At 72.5% G+C, this 22561-nt stretch carries 21 protein-coding genes; 13 read left to right on the top strand and 8 right to left on the bottom strand.

Translation table 11 applies throughout. The features are described 5' to 3' along the window. Positions 1 to 158: 158 nt before the first annotated feature. Together LX83_RS10790 and ctaC are read right to left on the bottom strand one after the other, a co-directional pair. Entirely contained in the window at positions 159 to 557 is a 399-nt protein-coding gene (locus tag LX83_RS10790; protein WP_253769907.1) for a cytochrome c oxidase subunit 4, read from the bottom strand. Positions 558 to 587: 30 nt separating this feature from the next. Continuing rightward, positions 588 to 1523: an aa3-type cytochrome oxidase subunit II gene (gene ctaC, locus LX83_RS10785; protein ID WP_253769904.1), complete on the bottom strand. Its 936-nt coding sequence runs from the start codon at positions 1521 to 1523 to the stop codon at positions 588 to 590. Positions 1524 to 1894: 371 nt separating this feature from the next. On the opposite strand from ctaC, the gene asnB reads away from it, so the two are divergent. Continuing rightward, a complete protein-coding gene (asnB, locus tag LX83_RS10780; protein WP_253769902.1) occupies positions 1895 to 3823 on the top strand; it encodes an asparagine synthase (glutamine-hydrolyzing) in 1929 nt (642 codons plus the stop codon). A 201-nt stretch (positions 3824 to 4024) separates the two neighbouring features. Here asnB and LX83_RS10775 read toward each other — a convergent pair whose 3' ends face one another. Together LX83_RS10775 and LX83_RS10770 are read right to left on the bottom strand one after the other, a co-directional pair. Further along, the gene (locus LX83_RS10775; protein WP_253769900.1) at positions 4025 to 4963 is read right to left on the bottom strand and encodes a carbohydrate kinase family protein; all 939 of its coding nucleotides are present in this window, start codon (positions 4961 to 4963) and stop codon (positions 4025 to 4027) included. A 330-nt stretch (positions 4964 to 5293) separates the two neighbouring features. After that, the gene (locus tag LX83_RS10770; RefSeq protein ID WP_253769898.1) at positions 5294 to 5653 is read right to left on the bottom strand and encodes a HesB/IscA family protein; all 360 of its coding nucleotides are present in this window, start codon (positions 5651 to 5653) and stop codon (positions 5294 to 5296) included. Between the two features lie 302 nt (positions 5654 to 5955). On the opposite strand from LX83_RS10770, the gene LX83_RS10765 reads away from it, so the two are divergent. The 5 genes from LX83_RS10765 (at position 5956) to LX83_RS10745 (ending at position 11255) form a co-directional block, all read left to right on the top strand. Continuing rightward, positions 5956 to 6597 (top strand): DUF3043 domain-containing protein, encoded by a 642-nt coding sequence (locus LX83_RS10765; protein WP_253769896.1) that lies wholly within the window; start codon positions 5956 to 5958, stop codon positions 6595 to 6597. A gap of 76 nt (positions 6598 to 6673) precedes the next feature. Then, the gene (locus LX83_RS10760; RefSeq protein ID WP_253769894.1) at positions 6674 to 7660 is read left to right on the top strand and encodes an aldo/keto reductase family protein; all 987 of its coding nucleotides are present in this window, start codon (positions 6674 to 6676) and stop codon (positions 7658 to 7660) included. A 186-nt stretch (positions 7661 to 7846) separates the two neighbouring features. Next, positions 7847 to 8299 carry a GNAT family N-acetyltransferase gene (locus tag LX83_RS10755; protein WP_253769892.1) on the top strand — a complete coding sequence of 151 codons (453 nt, stop codon included), beginning with the start codon at positions 7847 to 7849 and terminating at the stop codon, positions 8297 to 8299. Between the two features lie 759 nt (positions 8300 to 9058). Then, positions 9059 to 10669, top strand: coding sequence for a tryptophan halogenase family protein (locus LX83_RS10750; protein WP_253769890.1), 1611 nt, complete (start codon positions 9059 to 9061; stop codon positions 10667 to 10669). Then, on the top strand, positions 10659 to 11255 hold the full coding sequence (locus LX83_RS10745) for a flavin reductase family protein (RefSeq protein WP_253769888.1): 597 nt from the start codon (positions 10659 to 10661) through the stop codon (positions 11253 to 11255). Before LX83_RS10750 ends, LX83_RS10745 begins: the two co-directional genes overlap by 11 nt. Positions 11256 to 11309: 54 nt before the next feature. On the opposite strand, the gene LX83_RS10740 is transcribed toward LX83_RS10745, so the two are convergent. After that, positions 11310 to 11513 (bottom strand): hypothetical protein, encoded by a 204-nt coding sequence (locus tag LX83_RS10740; protein ID WP_253769886.1) that lies wholly within the window; start codon positions 11511 to 11513, stop codon positions 11310 to 11312. Between the two features lie 94 nt (positions 11514 to 11607). Here LX83_RS10740 and cobU point away from each other — a divergent pair, with 94 nt between their 5' ends. From cobU to LX83_RS10725, 3 genes are all read left to right on the top strand, one after another. Further along, entirely contained in the window at positions 11608 to 12159 is a 552-nt protein-coding gene (gene cobU / locus LX83_RS10735; RefSeq protein ID WP_253769884.1) for a bifunctional adenosylcobinamide kinase/adenosylcobinamide-phosphate guanylyltransferase, read from the top strand. Positions 12160 to 12227: 68 nt separating this feature from the next. Beyond that, positions 12228 to 13337, top strand: coding sequence for a nicotinate-nucleotide--dimethylbenzimidazole phosphoribosyltransferase (gene cobT / locus LX83_RS10730; protein WP_253769883.1), 1110 nt, complete (start codon positions 12228 to 12230; stop codon positions 13335 to 13337). After that, positions 13337 to 14089 carry an adenosylcobinamide-GDP ribazoletransferase gene (locus LX83_RS10725; RefSeq protein WP_253769881.1) on the top strand — a complete coding sequence of 251 codons (753 nt, stop codon included), beginning with the start codon at positions 13337 to 13339 and terminating at the stop codon, positions 14087 to 14089. Before cobT ends, LX83_RS10725 begins: the two co-directional genes overlap by 1 nt. A gap of 34 nt (positions 14090 to 14123) precedes the next feature. Here LX83_RS10725 and LX83_RS10720 read toward each other — a convergent pair whose 3' ends face one another. Beyond that, a complete protein-coding gene (locus tag LX83_RS10720; protein ID WP_253769879.1) occupies positions 14124 to 15227 on the bottom strand; it encodes a branched-chain amino acid aminotransferase in 1104 nt (367 codons plus the stop codon). A 136-nt stretch (positions 15228 to 15363) separates the two neighbouring features. Between LX83_RS10720 and LX83_RS10715 the strand changes: the two genes are divergently transcribed. Then, positions 15364 to 15663, top strand: a complete 300-nt coding sequence (locus LX83_RS10715) for a hypothetical protein (RefSeq protein WP_253769877.1) — start codon at positions 15364 to 15366, stop codon at positions 15661 to 15663. Here the strand turns inward: LX83_RS10715 and LX83_RS10710 are convergent. Next, positions 15597 to 16943, bottom strand: coding sequence for an amino acid permease (locus LX83_RS10710; RefSeq protein WP_253769875.1), 1347 nt, complete (start codon positions 16941 to 16943; stop codon positions 15597 to 15599). The two genes, LX83_RS10715 and LX83_RS10710, sit on opposite strands and share 67 nt — an antisense overlap. Before the next feature lie 264 nt (positions 16944 to 17207). On the opposite strand from LX83_RS10710, the gene LX83_RS10705 reads away from it, so the two are divergent. Then, positions 17208 to 18707 (top strand): leucyl aminopeptidase, encoded by a 1500-nt coding sequence (locus LX83_RS10705; RefSeq protein WP_253769873.1) that lies wholly within the window; start codon positions 17208 to 17210, stop codon positions 18705 to 18707. Between the two features lie 43 nt (positions 18708 to 18750). On the opposite strand, the gene LX83_RS10700 is transcribed toward LX83_RS10705, so the two are convergent. Beyond that, complete coding sequence (locus LX83_RS10700) at positions 18751 to 19098, bottom strand: oxidoreductase (RefSeq protein ID WP_253769871.1); 348 nt, start codon at positions 19096 to 19098, stop codon at positions 18751 to 18753. A gap of 224 nt (positions 19099 to 19322) precedes the next feature. On the opposite strand from LX83_RS10700, the gene lpdA reads away from it, so the two are divergent. Further along, positions 19323 to 20693 carry a dihydrolipoyl dehydrogenase gene (gene lpdA / locus LX83_RS10695; RefSeq protein ID WP_253769870.1) on the top strand — a complete coding sequence of 457 codons (1371 nt, stop codon included), beginning with the start codon at positions 19323 to 19325 and terminating at the stop codon, positions 20691 to 20693. Between the two features lie 53 nt (positions 20694 to 20746). Next, positions 20747 to 22501, top strand: a complete 1755-nt coding sequence (sucB, locus tag LX83_RS10690; RefSeq protein WP_253769868.1) for a 2-oxoglutarate dehydrogenase, E2 component, dihydrolipoamide succinyltransferase — start codon at positions 20747 to 20749, stop codon at positions 22499 to 22501. Positions 22502 to 22561 lie beyond the last annotated feature (60 nt).

Below are 22561 nucleotides of genomic sequence, written 5' to 3'. Positions count from 1 at the left end.
AGCGTGTCCCATCACCCGAACGGCCCTGCCTGAACTGTCAACTCGCGGGGTTTGCAAAGTCGACTCGCGGGTGGGGGTGGGGTGGAACGACGAACGGGCCGGTCGGAGTGGACTGTGCACTCCGGCCGGCCCGTTCGGGGACGCCTCAGGGGCTGGGGTCACTCGTGGTTGGGGCCCACGTGGTACTCGAACAGCAGGCCGCCCACGGCGACCAGGATCAGCACGGCCGCGATCACCAGCAGCCACACGTGCCAGAACGCGACGGCCACACCGCCCACGGCCGCGGCCGAGGCCAGGGCGATCGGCCAGTAGCTGCCCGGGCTGAAGAAGCCCAGCTCGCCGGCGCCGTCGCTGACCTCGGCGTCCGGGTTGTCCTCGGGCCGCTGCTCGATGCGGCGCGCCACGAACCGGAAGTAGGTGCCGATGATCAGCGACAGCCCACCGGTCAGGGTCAGCGCCACAATGCCGACCGGCTCCTGGGCCCAGAACCCGTAGATGATCGCCACGAGAAAGGCGAACCCGGTGATGACGTCGAACAGCCTGGCTTCGACCTTCATGGTGTCCTCGTTCTCCCGTCCGTCATCCGCTCAGCTGCCGCCGCCGGAGGCCTCGCGGGCCGTGCGCTTGGTGTCGAACGGCGTGGTCGTCAGCGCGTGCGGGGTGCACAGCTCACCGCAGTTGAGCTGGCTGAGCGCCTCGGCCGCGGTGTAGGGCCGACCAGTCTGGGCGTTGGTCTGCTGCCGCAGCTTCATGTACTGGTCGAACAGGTCGGGACTGAGCGCGCGGACCTCGAAGTTCATCATCGCGTGGTAGACGCCGCACAGCTCGGCGCAACGGCCGACGAACGAGCCCTGCTTGTCGATGGTGTTCTCGAACGACGCTTCCTGGTTGTTCTTGTCCGGCTCCGGGAAGACGTCCCGCTTGAAGTGGAACTCCGGCACGAAGAACGAGTGGATCACGTCGGTGGACTTCAGGTTGTACCTGATCGTCTTGTTCGTCGGCAGGACCAGCAGCGGGATCTCGTTGGAGGTGCCCACCGTGCTCACCGGCGTGCCGCCGTTGTCCTGGCCGGTCGGGTAGTCGGGGTACTGGAACTCCCAGTTCCACTGGAACGCCACCACGTCGACGGTGACGTCCGGGTTGTCCGACAACTTGTTCACGAAGTTCTGCGCGGTCGCGGTGAAGTAGAACAACACCGCCACGATCACCGTGGGCACCGTGACGAGCACGATCTCCAGCGGCATGTTGTACGCGGTCTGCCGAGGGAACCGGTCCGACTTCTTGCGGTGGAAGATCACCGACCACAGGGTCAGTCCCCAGACGATGACACCCACGATCAACGCGGCAACCACCGACCAGGTCCACAGGTCACGCATCCGCTCGGACTGCGGGGTCACCCCCACCGGCCAGCCGAAGCGCAGCACCTCGTCCGTGGAGCAGCCGGTGGCCGCGATGCCAACCAGGCCGACCAGCCCAGTGATCTTGGCCAGCCGTGCTGCCCTGGTGCCCTCCTTCAGGCCCACTGCTCGACGCCTCCTCGCTGACTTAGCTACCTCGCCGCGACGGCTGACAGCCGCTGCTGAAAAGCATTTGCCGGCACCCGGCCGGAGTCGTGAGGAGCCTAGCTCAGCACGTGCCGCGCCACCGCCCGGGGGCAGGCGCGTCGACCTGCCGTTTAGATCACAACGCCACCCGGTCGAGGTAGCGCCGGTCCGGGTCGGCCAACGGCCGCCGCCCGGCTCACCGCGCTGTCCCGGCATACTTGACCACACACCGAGGGCTTCGCCACCGCCCCGCGACGCGGCCGGAAACCGGCCCGGCCCCTGCCGATGCCGGCGAACCCGAGGAACTGCTACAGCTCGACAGGACTCGACACGAGAGGTGCGCGAGACGCGTGTGCGGTCTGACTGGACTGGTTTGCGCTAGCGAGTACGACGCCGAACAGGCACGTCCGGCCGTGGCGAGCGCGATGCGCTGCCAGCGGCACCGCGGGCCCGACGAGAGTGGCACGTGGGTCGGTGGCCAGGCCGTCTTCGGCTTCAACCGACTGTCCATCATCGACGTGGAGCACTCCCACCAGCCGCTGCTGTGGGGCCCGCCCGGGGCGGAGGGCCGGTACGCCCTGCTGTTCAACGGCGAGATCTACAACTACCTGGAGCTGCGTGCCGAGCTGATCGAGCGGTACGGCGCCCGGTTCACCACCGACGGCGACAGCGAGGTGATCGTCGCCGCCTACCACTACCTCGGCCCGTCCGTGGTCGGCCGGTTGCGCGGCATGTTCGCCTTCCTGATCTGGGACAACGAGCGCCGGGTCGTGTTCGGCGCGCGCGACCCGTTCGGCATCAAGCCGCTGTTCTACGCGGTCGGCCCGAGGGGCGCGGTGTTCTCCAGCGAGAAGAAGAGCGTGCTGGCGCTGGCCAACACCATCGGCATCGCGCCCCGGATGGACCGGCGGGCGCTGCAGCACTACCTGACGCTGCAGTACGTGCCCGAGCCGGCCACCCTGCACGACCAGGTGCACCGGCTGGAGTCGGGCAACTCGTTCACGCTGGTCCCTGGCGGTCAGCCGGTGACCGAGCGGTACTTCGCCGCGACCTTCCGGCCCCGCACGGTCAACGGTGACGTGGAGGCCAAGCGGCTCTACCACGAGATCGCCGAGGTCATGCGGGACTCGGTGGCCAAGCACATGCGCGCGGACGTGACCGTGGGCTCGTTCCTGTCCGGCGGGATCGACTCCACCGCCATCGCGGCGCTGGCCAAGGACCACAACCCCGACCTGATCACCTTCACCACCGGCTTCGAGCGCGCCGGCTACTCCGAGGTGGACGTGGCGGCCGAGTCGGCCGCGGCGATCGGCGTCAAGCACGTGATCCGCACGGTCTCCGCCGACGAGATGATGGAGGCCCTGCCGCTGATCGTGTGGTACCTGGACGACCCGGTGGCCGACCCGGCGCTGGTGCCGCTGTGGTTCATCGCCCGCGAGGCCCGCGAGCACGTCAAGGTGGTGCTCTCCGGGGAGGGCAGCGACGAGCTGTTCGGCGGCTACACCATCTACCGGGAGCCGCTGTCGCTGGCCGCGTTCGAGAAGGTGCCCGGGGCGCTGCGCAAGGCCATGGGCAAGGTGTCCACCAAGATCCCGGAGGGCGTGCGCGGCAAGGACCTGCTCCGCCGCGGCGCGCTCACCCTGGAGGAGCGCTACTACGGCAACGCCCGGATCTTCCGGGACGACCAGCTGCGGTCGGTGCTGCGCAGCTTCGACCCGCGGGTGTCGCACCAGGACGTGACCGCCGGCCCGTACCGGGAGTCGGCCGGCTGGGACCCGGTGACCCGGATGCAGCACGTGGACCTGTTCACCTGGCTGCGCGGCGACATCCTGGTCAAGGCCGACAAGGTGACCATGGCCAACTCGCTGGAGCTGCGCGTGCCGTTCCTGGACCCGGAGGTGTTCCGGGTGGCCTCGCAGATCCCGCTGGAGCAGAAGATCACCAAGGAGACCACCAAGTACGCGCTGCGCCAGGCGCTGCGCGAGATCGTGCCGGCGCACGTGCTGAACCGGCGCAAGCTCGGCTTCCCCGTGCCGATCCGGCACTGGCTGCGCGAGGAGATGCACGACTGGGTGCTGCACATCGTGCGCGAGTCGCAGACCGACGAGTACATCGACAAGCCGGCCGTGCTGCGGATGGTGGAGGAGCACCGCGCGGGCACGCTCGACCACAGCCGGCGGATCTGGGCGCTGATCGTGTTCATGCTCTGGCACGGCATCTTCGTCGAGCAGCGCATCCGCCCGGTGGTGCCGGAGCCCCGCTACCCGGTGCGGCTCTGACCACCTCGGCTGGCCAGCCCCGGTGGGCCGGCCAGCGGGGCCGACAACAGCACAAGGCGTAGGCAGGAGCCGCCGGGGCGATCACCAGCCCCGGCGGCTCCGTCGTTGTCAGCGGGGGGGACTGCCGGCGCGCCCCGGTCCACCACGGGACCACCCGGGGGCGGGAGCCGAGCCGGCCCGCGCCCCCGGGATCGCGCCGGGTCAGGCGGGCAGGATGGCGGCCACCTCGTTGGCCGCGTCCGCGCCGAACGCCGCGTCCAGCCGGGCCAGGGCCGCCTCCTGGTCGAAGGTCCACTCCTGGGGCCCGTGCACCTCCAGCACCAGCACCGCGATCAGCGAGCCGAGCTGGGCCGCCCGCTCCAGGCCCAGGCCCTTGCTGACGCCGGCCAGGAAGCCGGCGCGGAACCCGTCGCCAACGCCGGTCGGGTCGGTCTTGGCGACCTCCGGCACGGCCGGCACCCGCACGGACACGTCGTCCCGGCTGATGATCTCCACGCCCTTCTCCCCCAGCGTGGTGACCCGCATGCCGACCTGGTCCAGCACCTGCCGCTCGGTCCAGCCGGTCTTCTGCAGCAGCAGTTCCCACTCGTAGTCGTTGCTGAACAGGTACTCCGCGCCGGTCAGGAACGACCGGACCTGCTCGCCGTCCATCCTGGCCAGCTGCTGGGAGGGGTCCACGGCGAAGGCGTAGCCCCGCTGCCGGCACTCCTCGGCGTGGCGCAGCATGCCCTCCGGGTCGTCCGGGCTGATCAGCACCAGGTCCAGCTGGCCGCCGTACCGGGCCGCGACCGGCTCCAGCTCGATCAGCCTGGCCTCGGACATGGCACCCGCGTAGAACGAGGCGATCTGGCACATGTCGTCGTCGGTGGTGCAGACGAACCGGGCGGTGTGCGCGACCTCGGAGACCCGCACGCCCGAGCAGTCCACGCCGTGCCGCTCCAGCCACGAGCGGTAGTCGGCGAAGTCGGCGCCCACCGCCCCGACCAGCACCGGCTGGCAGCCGAGCACGGCCATGCCGTAGGCGATGTTCGCGGCGATGCCGCCCCGCCGGACCACCAGGTCGTCCACGAGGAAGCTCAGCGAGATGCGGTCCAGCCGGTCCGCGACCAGCTGCTCGGCGAACCTCCCCGGAAAGTGCATCAGATGGTCGGTGGCAATGCTTCCGCTGACGGCTACGGGCACCGGTTTCTCCCCTACTTCGGCGACTGGGCTGGCTCGGGCTGCGGGCTGGTCGGGTACTGCGGCTCCACCGAGCGTGGCAGCCGATCGGGCTGGGCCGCCAGTGCGTGGCCGAACCGGTGAGCGATCCGTTCGCGTTCGGTTCGCGACCGGTTCGCGGGTCGCGCCACCCCGCTCTCCTGACCGGCGGAGCAGCCTACCCGGGGGCCCGCCCGGCGGCCCGGTCGTTCGGCGGACACGTCGAGGGCCGTGACCGAATGGTCGGCCACGGCCCTCAAGGAGTGCTGAAGATCAGTTGAACGAGTCGCCGCAGGCGCAGGAGCCGGTGGCGTTGGGGTTGTCGATGGTGAAGCCCTGCTTCTCGATGGTGTCGACGAAGTCGATCACGGCGCCCTGCACGTAGGGAGCGCTCATCCGGTCCACGGCCACCTTGAGCCCGTTGAAGTCCCGGAAGACGTCGCCGTCCAGGGTGCGCTCGTCAAAGAACAGCTGGTAGCGCAGGCCAGCGCAGCCGCCCGGCTGGACGGCGATGCGCAGGTGCATGTCGTCTCGACCCTCCTGGTCGAGCAGCGCCTTGGCCTTGCTCGCAGCCGCCTCGGTCAACGTGACGCCGTGGGTCTGCTCGGCAGCGGTCTCCTGAGCGGTCGTCATGGCTCTCCCTCAAGGTCCTTCGCGGGCACGTGTGTCGCACAGCTCTCGGTCACCGGCGTGGCCGAAAGGGTTGTCCGGAGGCTCTCGGCCACCGACGTGACCGATCCGCCCGCCCGTGCCAACACGGGACAGTCCCGCTTTGTTCCCGCCACACCATGGTGGCACACCGCGCCGGAGCCGACCGGGCCCGAGCCGCCCGAGGACAGCCAGCGGGGACAGGAGCCGAGGACGAACGCGCCACGCGGCACGGGGCAGTCCGGCACCGGAAATGCCCCGTTCGGGGCCTGCCCTACCCTAATGGTGTGAGGTTCCTGCGCCGCAACTCCGCCGAGACCACCGCTACCGCCGACAAGGACGCGGTGGAGGTGGCCAATCCGGTCGAGGTGACGACGGGCAGCAAGGCGGTCACGCCGGGCAAGGGGCGGCCCACGCCCAAGCGGCGCGAGGCGGAGAACCGCCGGCGCGGCCCGGTGCCGCCGCCCCCGAGGAACCAGCGCGAGGCCATGCGCCGGATGCGCGGCAACAAGGAGGAGCGGCGCAGGGCCGCGGCGGAGCGCCGCGAGCGGATGATGGCCGGCGACGACCGGTACCTGCTCCCGCGCGACCGCGGCCCGGTCAAGGCCTACATCCGCGACCTGGTGGACAGCCGCCGCAACCTGCTCGGCCTGTTCATGCCGCTGGCCGTGGTGGTGTTCGTCGCCCTGCTCACCCCGCTGGTGCAGGTGCAGCAGTACGCCACCCTGGCGTGCACGCTGATGCTGCTGGCCATGCTCGTCGAGGGCGTCGTGCTCGGCCGGCTGGTGACCAAGCGGGTGCGGGCGAAGTTCCCGGACTCGCCGCTGCGCGGGCTGTCCCTCGGCTGGTACTCGTTCATCCGGGCCAGCCAGCTGCGCCGGCTGCGGGTGCCCAAGCCGAGGGTCCGGCCGGGCGACGCGATCAGGTGACGGCCCCACCCCAGGTGGAGCGGGGTACCGCCCCGGGTCGTTAGCAAGCACAACGATTTCGTCTAGGCTCTCCACCATGGAGTTCCGTCGTCTCGGCCGAAGCGGCCTTTCCGTCAGTGAGATCTCGTACGGCAACTGGCTCACCCACGGCTCCCAGGTCGAGGAAGAGCAGGCCCAGGCGTGCGTGCGGGCCGCGCTGGACGCAGGCATCACCACGTTCGACACAGCCGACGTCTACGCCAACACCAAGGCGGAGGCGGTCCTGGGGCGGGCGCTGGCCGGCCAGCGCCGGGAGAGCCTGGAGATCTTCACCAAGGTCTACTGGCCGACCGGCCCGGGCGGCCCCAACGACCGGGGGCTGGGCCGCAAGCACATCATGGAGTCCTGCAACGCCTCGCTGCGGCGGTTGCAGACCGACTACGTCGACCTCTACCAGGCGCACCGGTTCGACCGGACCGTGCCGCTGGAGGAGACCATGTCGGCCTTCGCCGACCTGGTCCGCCAGGGCAAGGTGCTCTACGTCGGCGTGTCCGAGTGGACCGCCGAGCAGATCGCCAGGGGCGCGGCGCTGGCCCGCGAGCTGAACATCCCGTTCGTGTCCAACCAGCCGCAGTACTCGATGCTGTGGCGGGTGATCGAGTCGCAGGTGGTGCCCACCAGCGAGCGGGAGGGCATCAGCCAGATCGTCTGGTCGCCCATCGCGCAGGGCGTGCTGACCGGCAAGTACCTGCCGGGTGCCCAGCCGCCGGCCGGTTCCAGGGCCACCGACGAGTCGGGCGGCAAGATGATCGCCCGCTGGCTGCGTGACGACGTGCTGGAGAAGGTGCAGCGGCTCAAGCCGCTGGCCGAGCAGGCCGGCCTGAGCCTGGCGCAGCTGGCCGTGGCCTGGGTGCTGCAGAACCCGAACGTGGCCTCGGCGATCATCGGCGCGTCCCGGCCCGAGCAGGTGACCGAGAACGTGAAGGCCGCCGGCGTGAAGCTGGACGCGGACCTGATGGCCGAGATCGACGCGGTGCTGGAGGGCGTGGTGGAGACCAACCCGGCGCTGACCGTCTCCCCCTGAGAGTTGCCCGCCCGGACAGCCACCTCCCGTGAGGTGTGCCCGGTCGCCGACCCGGCCGGTCGCCGCCGCGATATTCGCTGGCGGCGGCCGGCCGAGCTGTGTTCCCCTGCCCAGTCACAGCGGAGCGGGGCCGCCACCCGGTGCGCGGGCCCGCCACGGACGAACCGAGAACGGCGTGGAGCGACGATGACATCGGCGGCGGCGATCGAGTACACCTGCGACCTGGCCGGACTCACCCCGGCGGATCTGGCCGGCTTCTTCGTCGGCTGGCCGGCCCCGCCCGAGCCGGCGCGGCGGCTCGCCCTGCTGCACGGCTCCCAGCACGTGGTGCTGGCCAAGGACGCCGACCGGGTGGTGGGGTTCGTCACCGCGCTCACCGACGGTGTGCTCATGGCCTACCTGCCGCTGCTCGAAGTGCTGCCCGAGTACCAGGGCCGGGGCATCGGCACCGAACTGGTCCGGCGGGTGCTCGGCGAACTCGACCGGCACCACCGGGAGCTGTCCGGCGACCCGGACGGCGGCATGTACGGCATCGACCTGTGCTGTGACGACGACGTGGTGCCGTTCTACCGCCGGCTGGGCTTCCAGCGCGTCAACGGCATGGTGCTGCGGCCCACCCTGACCCGGGGCCGCGCCTGATTTCGGCGCGATCATCACGTGACGTAGTCGCCCGGGGACATGAACACCCGCTGGTATGGTCGCCCTCGCCCGGCAGGTGGAATGTCAAGATATTTTGTCGTGTCCCCGGCCGACCCCGTGATATTCACTGATCGTGCCCAGCGTTGAGCCACCGGAACTTCCACCGGAAAAGCAATTCGAACACTGTTCCCCGTTGCTTTTCCGGTTTTTCGGATTAACGATCCAGTCGGAGCGGCGGCAATCGCCGACATCCGGCGGAGCGGGCCGCACGACACCACCGGCCGGGCGGCCTCAGCGCACCGCCCCCGCCCGCCCACACCGGGCTGACCAGCTGGGATGCCCCCGGTCAGGCAGTGGCCGACCTGGTCCGACCCGAGGACCGGCCGACGCCGGCGGCCGTGGTGACCGCGGTGACCACCGTTCGCGAATCGGGCATTTATCCCGAAAATTCTGATTTCCCGGCACCGGACGCTCCCGTTCACGAGTCCCGTTCGCCGTCGTCGCACCGGGCCGCCCACCGGTGTCCCGAGTTCGCTTTTCCCAGCGTTCCCAACAGCGTTCCCAACAACGTTCCCGACAGCGGGCGCGCGTGACCGATCGAGCATGTCGGTCATCGGAAAAACCCGCGCGTCCGCGGTTTGCCGACCCGCACCGCTGGACGCGTGACGAGCATCGCCAGTCACCCCGCGGCCCTTCCCGTCGCCGTGTGCCACACATCGCCGGAGAACCAGCCCGGACCGATCGGAGAGGTGAGCAACAATGGACGAGATCACGACCGAGACGGCGGACAACGCGATCAGGCGGGTGGTCATCCTCGGCGGCGGCACCGCCGGCTGGATGACCGCCGCCTACCTCGGCAAGATGCTGCCCCCGACGGTGTCCATCACCGTCCTGGAGGCCCCCACCATCCCCAAGATCGGCGTGGGCGAGGCCACCGTGCCCAGCCTCCAGCCGCTGTTCTTCGACCAGCTCGGCATCCCCGAGGAGGAGTGGATGCCGGAGTGCAACGCCGCGTTCAAGATGGCCGTCCGGTTCGTCAACTGGCGCACTCCGGGTGGCCCGCATCCCGTGCCCCAGCCGCTGGACGGCGGCACCGACCACTTCTACCACTCGTTCGGGGTGCTGCCGTACTGCGACGACACGCCCCTGTCGCACTACTGGGTGTACGACCGGCTGGCCGGCCGCAGCACCGAACCCTACGGCCACGCGTGCATGCGCGAGGTGCCGGCGATGGACGCGCTGCGCGCGCCGCGCTGGCTGGACGGCACCAGGGCGACCTCCTACGCGTGGCACTTCGACGCGCACCTGGTCGCCGACTTCCTCCGCCGGTTCGCCACCACCAAGCAGGGCGTCCGGCACGTCCAGGACGAGATGACCTCGGTGGACCTCGACGAGCGCGGGTTCATCACCGGCCTGCGCACCAGGGCCAGCGGCACGCTCACCGCCGACCTGTTCGTGGACTGCTCGGGCTTTCGCGGGCTGCTCATCAACGAGGCCCTCGGCGAGCCGTTCCTGGACATGAGCGACCACCTGCTGTGCGACAGCGCGGTGGCCACCGCCGTGCCCAGCGACAGCGCCACCCAGGGCGTGGAGCCGTTCACCTCGTCGATCGCCATGCCCTCCGGCTGGACCTGGCGCATCCCCATGCTCGACCGGTTCGGCACCGGCTACGTCTACGCCAGCCGGTTCGCCGACAGGGACCAGGCGACCAGGGACTTCTGCGCGCTGTGGAACCTCGACCCGGAGCGGGCCACGCTCAACCACATCCGCTTCCGGGTGGGCCGCAACCGGCGGGCGTGGGTGCGCAACTGCGTGGCGATCGGGCTGTCCTCCTGCTTCCTGGAGCCGCTGGAGTCCACCGGCATCTACTTCATCACCACCGCCATCAGCCGGCTGGTCGCCCACTTCCCGGACCGGCGCTTCGACGAGACCGGGATCGACCAGTTCAACCGCGAGATCGAGTTCATGTTCGACAACTCGCGCGACTTCATCCAGGCGCACTTCTACTTCTCGCCGCGCACCGACACCCCGTTCTGGCGGGCCAACAAGCAACTGCGGCTGACCGACAACATCCAGGAGAAGATCGCGACCTACCGGGCGGGCGGGGTGATCAACGCACCGGACCTGACCGCCAAGCAGGCGCTGATGGGCATCGACGTGAACACCGACGTGTGGACCAACGGCAGCTACTACTGCGTGCTGGCCGGCCTGGGCGTGCTGCCCGACCAGCCGCTGCCCGGGCTGGCCGACCGGCCCGCCTCGCTGACCAAGGCCGCGCGCATGTTCCAGGAGGTCAAACAGCAGCAGCGGGAACTCGTCGACACCCTGCCCAGCAACCACGAGTTCCTGCGCGTGCTCCATGGCCGGTGACGGCGAGCTGGCCCGCCCGGTGGTGCGGGCGGCGGACTACCGCCTGCTGATGAGCGCCTTCCCCACCGGGGTCGCCGTGGTCACCACGCTCGACGTCGACCGCACCCCGCGCGGGCTGACCTGCACCTCGCTGGCCAGCGTCACCCTGGCGCCGCCGACCCTGCTGGTGTGCCTGCACAGCGCCAGCGGGACGCTCGCCGCGCTGCGCCGCCGGGGCGGCTTCGCGGTGAACCTGCTGTCCGCGCACGGCCGGCACGTCGCCGAGGTGTTCGCCACCGCCGACACCGACCGGTTCGCCCAGGTGGTCTGGCAGCCCTTCGGCTGCGCCGGCCTGCCCTGGCTGGTCAACGACGCGTTCGCGATGGCCGAGTGCCGGGTCGCCGGCACCCTGGCCGTGGGCGACCACACCATCGTGCTCGGCGAGGTCGCCGCGGTCACGCAGACCTCGGGGGTGCCGCTGCTGTACGGGATGCGCCGGTTCCGGGCGTGGCAGTCGTGGTTCGAGGCGCTGCCGCCGCTGGCCGGGGCGCGCCCCGCCGGTCAGCCGACCGGCAGCGGCCCCGGGACGCAGCCCCGGCGTCGATGACCGGCCGCTGGTGGCGGTCACCGGGGTGGCCGCCACCAGCCCAGCGGTGCCGGCTCAGGAGTCCGCCGGCGCCAGACTCATCGGGCCGTAGACCTCGGACTCGCCGTGCAGCAGGGTGACCTGGTGCACGCCCGACTCGTACAGCTGCGCCCAGACCGCGCTCAGCCAGTCCTCGGCCTCGGCCTGGGCGTCGAAGATCTCCTCCGGGCCGGGCACGTCCCCGGCCTGCTCGTCCTGGTAGCGCCACCGGTAGTGCACGACGTCCTCCTGACGTGAGGCTGCCCGGATCCGCCCCGGGTAACGTGGCCGCCCGGAAGGCTAATCCCGGCGGACGTGCCAGGCGGAGGCGGATGTGACCCGGCGGACACTCGTGCTCGGTGGCGCGCGATCCGGCAAGTCGGCGCACGCCGAGGGCCTGGTGCCGGCCGAGGCGGCCGTGGACTACGTGGCCACCGCGCGCACGGTGCCCGGGGACGCCGAGTGGGCCGCGCGGATCGCCGCGCACGTGGCCCGCCGGCCGGTGACGTGGCGGACCAGGGAGGCACCCCGCCCCGGTGACCTGCCCGCGCTGCTGGACCGCACCCGCCCGGACGGGCCGCCGGTGCTGGTGGACGACGTGGCGACCTGGCTGACCGGGGTGCTCGACGACGCCTCGGCCTGGGACGCGCCCGCCCCGGACAGCCTGGCCGAGGTGCGCGACCAGTGCACCGCGCTGGTCAGCTCGGTGGCCGCGTGCCCGGCGCGGCTGGTGCTGGTCTCCGCCGAGGTCGGACTGGGCGTGGTGCCCGCGACCCGGTCTGGCAGGCTCTTCCGGGACCAGCTCGGCTCGCTCAACGCACGCCTGGCCGAGGTGTGCGACGAGGTGCTGCTGCTGGTCGCCGGCATTCCACTGCGCCTGCGCTGACCACTGGCCGCCGCTGTCGGCCCGCGCGCCAGTGCGGTCCGCGCCCGCCCGCGACCCGAGGAGACCCTGTGACCGCCACGCCGGACGTGGAGTTCCCGCCCGTCGTACCCCCGGACGAGACAGCCCGCCGCCAGGCGGTGGCCAGGCACCAGACGCTGACCAAGCCGGCGGGCTCGCTCGGCCGCCTCGAGGAGCTGGGCGTGTGGCTGGCCGCCTGCCAGGGCGCCTGCCCGCCTCGGCCGTTCACCCGCGCCCGGGTGGTGGTGTTCGCCGGCGACCACGGCGTGGCCGCCCAGGGCGTGTCCGCCTACCCCAGCGCGGTCACCGGGCAGATGGTGACCAACTTCCTCACCGGCGGCGCCGCCGTGAACGTGGCCGCGTCCGTGGCGGGCGCGACCGTGCGCGTGGTGGACATGGCCGTGGCCGCCGACACCCCCGAGCAGATCAGCGCGCACAAGGTGCGGCGCGGCTCCGGCCTGATCGACCGGGCGGACGCGCTCACCCAGCAGGAGGTCGAGGCGGCCATCGCCGCCGGCCGGGCCGTGGCCGACGAGGAGGTGGACGGCGGGGCCGACCTGCTGATCGCCGGCGACATGGGCATCGGCAACACCACCCCGGCCGCGGTGCTGGTCGCCGCGCTCACCTCGGCCGAGCCCGTGGCCGTGGTGGGCCGGGGCACCGGCGTCGACGACAACGGCTGGATGCGCAAGGTGGCGGTGATCCGCGACGCGCTGCGCCGGGCCCGCAAGGTCGCCAACGACCCGGTGGCGCTGCTGCGCACCGCGGCCGGCGCCGACCTGGCCGCCACCGCCGGGTTCCTGGCCCAGGCCGCTGTCCGGCGCACCCCCGTGCTGCTGGACGGCGTGGTCGTCGGGGCCGCCGCGGTCGTGGCCGAGGAGCTGGCGCCGGGCGCCCGGCAGTGGTGGGTGGCCGGGCACCGCTCCCCCGAGCCGGCGCACGCGCTCGTGCTGGAGCACCTGGACCTGACCCCGCTGCTGGACCTGGGGATGCGGCTGGGCGAGGGCTCCGGCGCGCTGGCCGCGCTGCCGCTGCTGGTGCTGGCCGCCCGGGTGCTGGGCGAGATGGCCACCTTCGACGAGGCCGGCGTCAGCGGCCCTGACACCCCGCCCCCGCCGGCCCCGACCGGCACCGGGGACGGCATCAGCACGACCGGCTGATGGGCGTGCGGGGCCTGCTGCTGGCGGTGTCCTGGCTGACCGTGCTGCCGGTGCGGGTCACCGGGGTGGACGCGGCCGCGGGCCGCTGGGCGATCGCGACCAGCCCGCTGGTCGGCGCGCTGCTGGGCGGCCTGGCCGCGGCCGGGCTGTGGCTGCTCGGGGCGCTCGGCTGCGCCGGGCTGGTCGCCGGGCTGCTGGTGGTCGGGCTGTTGGCGCTGGCCACCCGGGGCATGCACCTGGACGGGCTGGCCGACACCGCCGACGGCCTGGGCTGCTACGGGCCGCCGGAGCGCGCGCTGGCGGTGATGAAGGACGGCGGCGCCGGCCCGTTCGCGGTGGTCACCCTGGTGGTGGTGCTCGGGGTGCAGGCCGCCAGCCTCGGCCAGCTGCTCGAAGCGCACCGGCTGGGCGTGGTGGTGCTGGCGCTGGCCTGCGGCCGGGCCGCGTTCACCTGGTGCTGCCGGCGGGGTGTGCCGGCCGCGCGGCCGGACGGCCTCGGCGCGCTGGTGGCCTCCTCGCAGCCGCCGGCCGTGCCCGTGCTGTGGGCGGTCGGCCTGGCCGGGGCCGGCGTGCTGGCCGTGCCGGACCGGCCGTGGCTGGCGCCGGCCGGGGTGCTGCTGGCCGCCGCCGTGGTGGTGGTGTTCACCTGGCACGCGCGCCGCCGGTTCGGCGGGATCACCGGTGACGTGCTGGGCGGTGCCGCCGAACTGGCCGGCACCGCGGTGCTGGTGGTGGGTGGGCTCGCCGGCTGAGCCGACCGGCCGGCGAGCCCGCCCCGCCGCCCGCTCAGTTCAGGCGCCGCATCCAGCCGTGCCCGTCCTCGGCCGTGCCGCGCTGGATGTTGGTCAGCGCCTCGCGCAGCCGCATGGTGATCGGGCCGGGCTGGCCGTCGGCGACGAGGAACTCCTGGTCGGCGCCCTTGACCCGGCCGACGGGGGTGATCACCGCGGCGGTGCCGCAGGCGAACACCTCGGTCAGCTCACCGCTGTCGGCCTTCTTCGCCCACTCCTCGGTGGAGAACCGCCGCTCCTCCACCGCGTACCCGTGGTCGCGGGCCAGGGTGAGCAGCGACTCGCGGGTGATGCCCGGCAGCAGCGACCCGCTCAGCTCCGGGGTCACCACGCGGGCGTTCTCACCCGAGCCGAGGACGAAGAACAGGTTCATGCCGCCCATCTCCTCGACCCAGCGCCGCTCCACCGCGTCCAGCCACACCACCTGGTCGCAGCCCTGCTCCACGGCCTGCGCCTGGGCCAGGAACGACGCCGCGTAGTTGCCGGCGAACTTGGCCGCGCCCGTGCCGCCCGGCGCGGCGCGCACGTACTCGGTGGACAGCCACACGCTCACCGGCTTGACCCCACCGGAGAAGTAGGAGCCGGCCGGCGAGGCGATCAGGACGTAGAGGTAGTGGTTGGCGGGCCGGTTCACGCCCAGCGTGGCCTCGGTGGAGATCATGAACGGCCGCAGGTACAGCGACTCGTCCGGCTGGGTGGGCACCCACCGCTCGTCCACCGCGACCAGTTCGCGCAGCGAGGCGAGGAAGATCTCGTCGGGCAGTTCGGGCATGGCGATGCGGCGCGCCGAGGCGCGGAACCGCGCCGCGTTCGCGTCCGGTCGGAACGAGGCGATGGAGCCATCGGGTTGGCGGTAGGCCTTGAGCCCCTCGAAGATCGCCTGACCGTAGTGCAGCACCGTGGCCGCCGGCTCCAGTTCAAGCGTGTGGTAGGGCTCGACGCGCGCGTCGTGCCAGCCGTTCACCGAGTTCCAGCGGATCGTCACCATGTGATCGGTGAAGTGCTGCCCGAAGCCCGGCTTGGCCAGTACCTCCGCTACCCGCTCCGGGGTCGCCGGTTGGGGGTGGGGGGTCCGGGAGAAAGGCAACGCTGACGTCATAAGTGCACGGTATCTCGTGGCCGCACGGCTGAGAATCGCCAGGCCGGGGTTGGTGGGAACGCGGAACGGGCCGGCTGGCCGGGCGATCCGCGCGAAGTGGTCACAGCGCGCCCGGCTTCTCCTACCATCGGTGATCGTGAGCCACGACTCGTCCCGAAGCCCGGTCGCCGTGCCGCGCAAGGACACCGGCAACGACGTCCGGGTGTTCGTCCTGTCCGCCGCACTGCCCCTGGCCGCCGGCCTGCTCCTGTTGGACGCCTACGGGCTGATGGGTGTGGCCGGGGTGGTAGTCGGCGGAGTCGCCTGCCTCTGCTTCGGTGTCTGGTGGCTGAATCGGTACCGGGCGCTGGTGCCCCGGCGGCCGAGCACTCAGCTGACGGTGTGGGTCGGCGTGCTGGCGGCCGTGCTGGCCGTGGTGGCGTTCGCGCTGGGCTGACCGCCCCGCCGCGCGTTGCCCGCGGCGATCAGGCCGGTCAGCGCGGTGCCGGCGGCCAGGCCGACGCCGGTGATCAGCAGGCTGTCCACGGGCAGGCTCATGGCCAGCAGCACGCTCAGCGCCAGGCCCAGGCAGGCCGAGCGCATCGGCCAGCCGCGCTCCTCCTGCAGCAGGATGCGGGCCGAGGCGTTGGTGAACGCGTGCGAGAACAGCAGGGCGCACGCGGCCACGCCCACGGCGGTGGCCGGCGGCAGCAGGCCCAGGCCGAGCACCCCGGCCGCGCCGCAGCAGACCGTCGCCGCCCAGCGGCTGGCGGCGGCACGCCGGCCGGTCCGGTCCGCGCCGCACACCCGGCCCAGCCGCAGCGGCAGGTCACCGGCCTCGGCCATGGCCCGCACCGTCCGCCGGGTGTTGCCGAGCACCACGAACAGGGCCGCCGCCGCGGCCACCCCGGCGCCGAGGTCGACCAGCCGGGCCAGCCAGGCCGCGTCCGCGGCCACCATGGCGTCGTGCAGCGGCGCCGGCGACAGGGCCAGCCGCTGCGGGCCGAGCTGGCGCAGCACGGCCGCGCCCACCGCCAGGCACACCAGCAGCACCACCCCGACCACGACCGGCACGGCCAGGCGCAGCCGGCGGGCCGGGTGCCGGGGGTCGGGCGGGGTGGGCGCGGCGATCCGCTCGATCCCGGCGAACGCGAGGAACGTCAGCCCGGCCGCGCCGACCAGGCCGTCGCCGCCGCCGGCGGCCGGCTCACCCAGCGGCGCCACCCCGGTGGCCGGCGGGGCGGGCAGCGCGAAGCAGGCCGCGACCACCAGCGCGAGCACCACCAGCACGAACCCCACCACCAGCGCGCTGGCCGCCGTGGTGAACCGCACGCCGAGCCCGGTCAGCACGGTGACCGCGACCAGCACGGCCACCCCGGCCAGCAGCGGCTGCCCGGGTAACAGGTAGCGGCCGAACGTGCCGGCCAGCGCGGCCATCACCGCCACCCGGGACAGCAGGTGGGCGCTGCCCGCGATGCGCGCCGGCCACGGGCCCAGCTGCTCGCGGGCGAACCCGTAGCCGGCGGCGGCGGCCGGGTAGGCCCTGGCCTGGTCGGCGGTGGAGAACGCGCAGCACAGCGCGGTGATGGCGGCCAGCGGCAGGGCGGCGAGCAACCAGGGGCCGGCGTACCCGGAAGCGGGGGCCAGGCCGGTGAAGACACCGGCGCCGAGCATCGCGGCGAGGCCGAGCACCACGGTTCCGGACGCGCGTGAGCCCCGGTGCGGTGAGTGCGTCACAGCCACCACAGTTTCAGATTCCCCCTGCCGCAGGTACTCCCAGCCCGCCGTTCGCACGGAACCCGCCGGATTTTTGACCCACTTGGCCCAGCGGCGACGGTGCCGTCGCCGAGGGTGACCAGCGGGCCACCTCGGGTCCGGGTGACGCGCTCGCCCTAGCATGCGTGCACATCGCAGTGTTGCCGGCGCAAAAACCGGCGGGTGAACGTTCGCCGACGGCACCGGCAACTCCAGGCAGTGACAACTCAACACCAGGGAGCCCACGTGTCCGTGCCCAAGTTGGCCCTCACCGACAACGAGATAGCCAGGCGTTCCGCTGACGCGGTGGTGATCGGCACTGTCCAGGGCGAGGACGGACTCGTGCTCGCCGACGGCGCCGCGGCCGTGGACGCCGCGTTCGAGGGTCGGTTGCGCGACCTGCTCGACACCCTCGGCGCCACCGGGCGGGCCGAGGAGGTCGTGAAGCTGCCCAGCGCGGGCGCGCTGGCCGCGCCGCTGGTCGTCGCGGTGGGCCTGGGCAAGCCGGCCGCCGACGCGGCCAGCTCGGCTGACCAGGTGCGCCGGGCCTCGGGCGCGGCGGCCCGCGCGCTCGGTGGCCGCAGCCGGGTGATCAGCACCCTGTCCAGCACCCACCTGCAGGCCGCGGCCGAGGGCCTGGTCCTGGGCGGCTACACGTTCACCCGGTACAGGTCGGCGGCCGGGAACAACGCGGCGCCGGAGCGGATCGAGCTGGTCAGCCCGGCCGAGGGCAGCGCGAAGGAGCACAAGGCCGCGCTGAAGACCGCGACCGAGACCGCCGCCGCCGTGTTCGCCGTGCGCGACCTGGTGAACACCCCGCCCAACGACCTGTTCCCCGCCTCGTTCGCCGAGCGCGCCGCCGAACTGGGCCGCGCCGCCGGGCTGGACGTCGAGGTGCTGGACGAGAAGGCCCTGCGCAAGGGCGGCTACGGCGGCATCCTGGGCGTGGGCGGCGGGTCCAGCCGCCCGCCGCGCCTGGTCCGGCTGGCCTACCGGCCGGCCAAGGCGCGCAAGCGGATCGCGCTGGTCGGCAAGGGCATCACCTTCGACACCGGCGGCATCTCGATCAAGCCGGCCGCCAAGATGGACGAGATGACCTCGGACATGGCCGGCGCCGCGGCCGTGGTCGGCGCGGTCGTGCTGGCCGCGAAGCTGAAGCTGCCGGTGGAGGTGGTGGCCACCGTGCCGATGGCGGAGAACATGCCCTCCGGCACCGCCTACCGGCCCGGCGACGTGCTGACCATGTACAACGGCACCACCGTCGAGGTGCTCAACACCGACGCCGAGGGCCGGCTCATCCTGGCCGACGCCATCGCCAGGGCCTGCGAGGACCAGCCCGACTACCTGGTCGAGACCTCCACGCTGACCGGTGCGCAGCAGGTCGCGCTCGGCACCCGCACGTCCGGTGTGATGGGCAGCGACGAGTTCCGCGACCGGGTCGCCGAGCTGGGCCGCTCCGTCGGGGAGAGCGCCTGGGCCATGCCGCTGCCCGAGGAGCTGCGCGCCGACCTGGACTCGCGCATCGCCGACCTGGCCAACGTCACCGGGCACCGCTGGGGCGGCATGCTGGTGGCCGGCTGCTTCCTGCGCGAGTTCGTGGCCGACGGCGTGCCGTGGGCGCACATCGACATCGCCGGTCCCGCGTTCAACACCGGCGGCCCCTGGGGGTACGTGACCAAGGGCGGCACCGGCGTCCCGCTGCGCACCATCGCGGCGGTGCTCGCCGACATCGCCGCCAACGGCTGACCCACCCGGTCCGCCGGCTCGGCCGCGGCGCGCGCGGGGCGTCTCAGACGGTGTCCTTGCCCCGCTCGCGCCGCTCGGCCGCGCGTTTGCGCGCGGTGTAGTCGCGCATCCGCTGCGGGTAGCCGACCAGGCCCACGTCGTAGACGGGAATGCCCAGCTTGTGGCCAAGCCGGCGGGCCGCGTCCGGGCCGTCGATCCGGCGTCTGGTCCACTCCCCGTCGTGGGCGACGAGCACCACAGTGGTTTCCGTCACCGTGGTGCGCGGCTCGACGAACGCCTCCACCCCCCGCCTGGCCGCGGTCCACTGCTCCAGGTGCGTGGTGTCGTGCGAGGTGGCCGAACGCAGCTGGCCCGGCCGCTGCTTCCTGCGAAAACGATCAAACAGCCCCACCTGGCTCCTCCTCGTCTCGGCTGTTTCGATCGTGCCAGCTCGACCACTCCCCGTGTTCAGCCCGTACCGGTAGGGGTATTACCCGGTGGTCAGGAGTACGGACGTCCCGGCCCGCTTCGCCAGCTCACCACTTGTGGTGACAAGATGGCAGCTGGCCACGCGTCCACCGGCGTGAACGGCCCGAAACACGTGAACCAATCGATGCCTCCCACTAGGAGAGACTCGTGACCGACACCTCCGCCGACCTGGTCATCCTCGGCGGCGGCTCGGGCGGCTACGCCTGCGCCTTTCGCGCGGCCGAGCTGGGCCTGTCCGTCGTCCTGGTGGAGAAGGACAAGCTCGGCGGCACCTGCCTGCACCGCGGCTGCATCCCGACCAAGGCGCTGCTGCACGCCGCCGAGGTCGCGGACACCGCGCGCGAGGGCGACCAGTTCGGGGTGAAGAGTTCCCTGGAGGGCATCGACATCGCCGGGGTCCAGTCCTACAAGGACGGTGTGGTCGCCGGCCTGTACAAGGGCATCCAGGGCCTGTTCAAGGCCAACAAGGTGACCACGGTGGCGGGCACCGGCACGTTCGTGGCGCCCAACGTGGTCGAGGTCGACGGCGACCGCTACATCGGCAAGAACGTGGTGCTGGCCACCGGTTCCTACGCGCGCAGCCTGCCCGGTCTGGAGATCGGCGGCCGGATCATCACCAGCGACCAGGCGCTGACCCTGGACTTCGTGCCCGAGAAGGTGGTCGTGCTCGGCGGCGGGGTCATCGGCGTGGAGTTCGCCAGCGTGTGGCGGTCCTTCGGCGCCGAGGTGACCATTGTGGAGGCCCTGCCCAGGCTGGTGCCCAACGAGGACGAGTGGGCGTCCAAGCAGCTGGAGCGGGCGTTCCGGCGGCGCGGCATCGCCTACAAGACCGGGGTGCGGTTCACCGGCGCCACCCAGACCGACAGCGGCGTGACCGTCTCGCTGGAGTCCGGCGAGCAGCTGGACGCGGACGTGCTGCTGGTCGCGGTGGGCCGGGGCCCCAACAGCGCCGGCCACGGCTACGAGGAGGCCGGGGTCCGCATCGAGCGCGGGTTCGTCATCACCGACGAGCGGCTGCGCACCAACCTGCCCGGCGTGTACGCCGTGGGCGACCTGGTGCCTGGCCTGCAGCTCGCGCACCGCGGGTTCCAGCAGGGCATCTTCGTGGCCGAGGAGATCGCCGGCCTGAACCCGAAGGTGATCGACGAGGCGGGCATCCCGCGGATCACCTACTGCAAGCCCGAGGTCGCCTCGGTCGGCCTGACCGAGGCAGCCGCCAAGGAGAAGTACGGGGCGGCCGAGACCTACGTCTACAGCCTTGCCGGCAACGGCAAGAGCCAGATTCTCAAGACCGCCGGCGGGGTCAAGCTGGTCAAGGCGCCAGACGGCCCGGTTGTCGGTGTGCACCTGGTCGGCGAGCGCGTTGGCGAGCTGATCGGCGAGGCACAGTTGATCTACAACTGGGAGGCGTTCCCAGAGGACGTGGCACCGTTGATCCACGCCCACCCAACACAGTCCGAAGCGCTTGGCGAGGCGCACCTCGCCCTGGCCGGCAAGCCCCTGCACGTGCACGGCTGACGTCGGCACCAAGTCAGCCAAGCGAGCGATAAGTACTGAGGAGTCAGCGAACGATGGCCTTCTCCGTCCAGATGCCGGCACTCGGCGAGAGCGTGACCGAGGGCACCGTCACCCGGTGGTTGAAGCAGGAAGGTGACCGGGTCGAGGTGGACGAGCCGCTGCTCGAAGTGTCCACCGACAAGGTCGACACCGAGATCCCCTCGCCCGCGGCGGGGTACCTGCAGCGCATCGTCGCCCAGGAGGACGACACCGTCGAGGTGGGTGGAGAACTCGCCGTCATCGGTGACGAGCCCGGCGGCGGCGCTGCCCCGGCGGGTGGCGGCGGCGCCCAGGCCGCGGCCGAGCAGCCGCAGGCCTCCGCGCCCGAGCAGCCGGCCCAGCCCGCCCCAGCCCAGCCCGCCCCGGCCGCCGCGCCCTCGACCGGCGCGGCCAGCGGCACCCCGGTGACCATGCCCGCGCTGGGTGAGAGCGTCACCGAGGGCACCGTCACCCGGTGGCTCAAGCAGGTCGGCGACACCGTCGAGGTGGACGAGCCGCTGCTGGAGGTGTCCACCGACAAGGTCGACACCGAGATCCCCTCGCCGGTGGCCGGCACCCTGCTGGAGATCACCGCGGACGAGGACGCCACCGTGGAGGTCGGCGGCCAGCTGGCCGTGATCGGCGACGCCTCGGCCGCGCCCGCCCCGGCGCCCGCCGCCCCGGCTGCCCCGGCTCCGGCCGCCCCGGCTCCGGCCGCGCAGGCCCCGGCCGCACCGGCGCAGCCCGCGCCCGCCCCGGCGCCCGCCGCCCCGGCTGCCCCGGCTCCGGCTGCCCCGGCTCCGGCCGCCCAGGCGCCGGCCGCACCGCAGGCCAAGGCCGCCGAGGGTGAGGGCCCGTACGTGACCCCGCTGGTGCGCAAGCTGGCCGCGGAGCACGGCATCGACCTGGCCACGCTCAAGGGCACCGGCGTGGGCGGTCGGATCCGCAAGCAGGACGTGCTCGCCGCGGTCGAGGCCAAGAAGGCGCCCGCGCCGGCCGCCCCGGCCCCCGCCGCGGCGCAGCGGCCCGCCGCACCGTCGGTGGAGCCCTCGGCCGAGGCCAAGGCGCTGCGCGGCAAGACCGAGAAGATGCCGCGCCTGCGCCAGATCGTGGCCAAGCGCACCCGCGAGTCGCTGGCCGTGTCCGCGCAGCTGACCCAGGTGATCGAGGTGGACGTCACCAAGATCGCCCGGCTGCGCCAGCGCGCCAAGGCCGCCTTCGAGCAGCGGGAAGGCGTGAAGCTGACCTTCCTGCCGTTCTTCGCCAAGGCCACGGTGGAGGCGCTCAAGCAGCACCCCAAGCTCAACGCGTCGATCAACGAGGAGGCCCAGGAGGTCACCTACCACGCGGCCGAGCACCTGGGCATCGCCATCGACACCGAGCGCGGCCTGCTCAACGCGGTGATCCACAACGCCGGCGACCTCAACCTGGCCGGCCTGGCGCACAAGATCGCCGACCTGGCCGCCAGGGCGCGGGCGAACAAGGTCACCCCGGACGAGCTGGCCGGCGGCACGTTCTCGCTGACCAACCTGGGCAGCAACGGCGCACTGTTCGACACGCCGATCATCGTGCAGCCGCAGGTGGGCATCCTGGGCGCGGGCATCGTGAAGAAGCGCCCGGTGGTGGTGACCGACGAGAACGGCGACGACACCATCGCCATCCGCTCCATGGTCTACCTGCCGCTGACCTACGACCACCGGCTGGTGGACGGCGCGGACGCGGGCCGCTTCCTCACCACGATCAAGAACCGGCTGGAGGAGGGCGCGTTCGAGGCCGACCTGGGCCTGTGATGTGACCGCTTCCCGGTGAACCGGGGCCGCCACGCGCGGCTCGAAGACCGGTGGGGGCCT

Source organism: Goodfellowiella coeruleoviolacea (assembly GCF_024171785.1).
Classification (GTDB): Bacteria; Actinomycetota; Actinomycetes; order Mycobacteriales; family Pseudonocardiaceae; genus Goodfellowiella; species Goodfellowiella coeruleoviolacea.
This window is presented reverse-complemented; position numbering and strand designations above follow the sequence as displayed.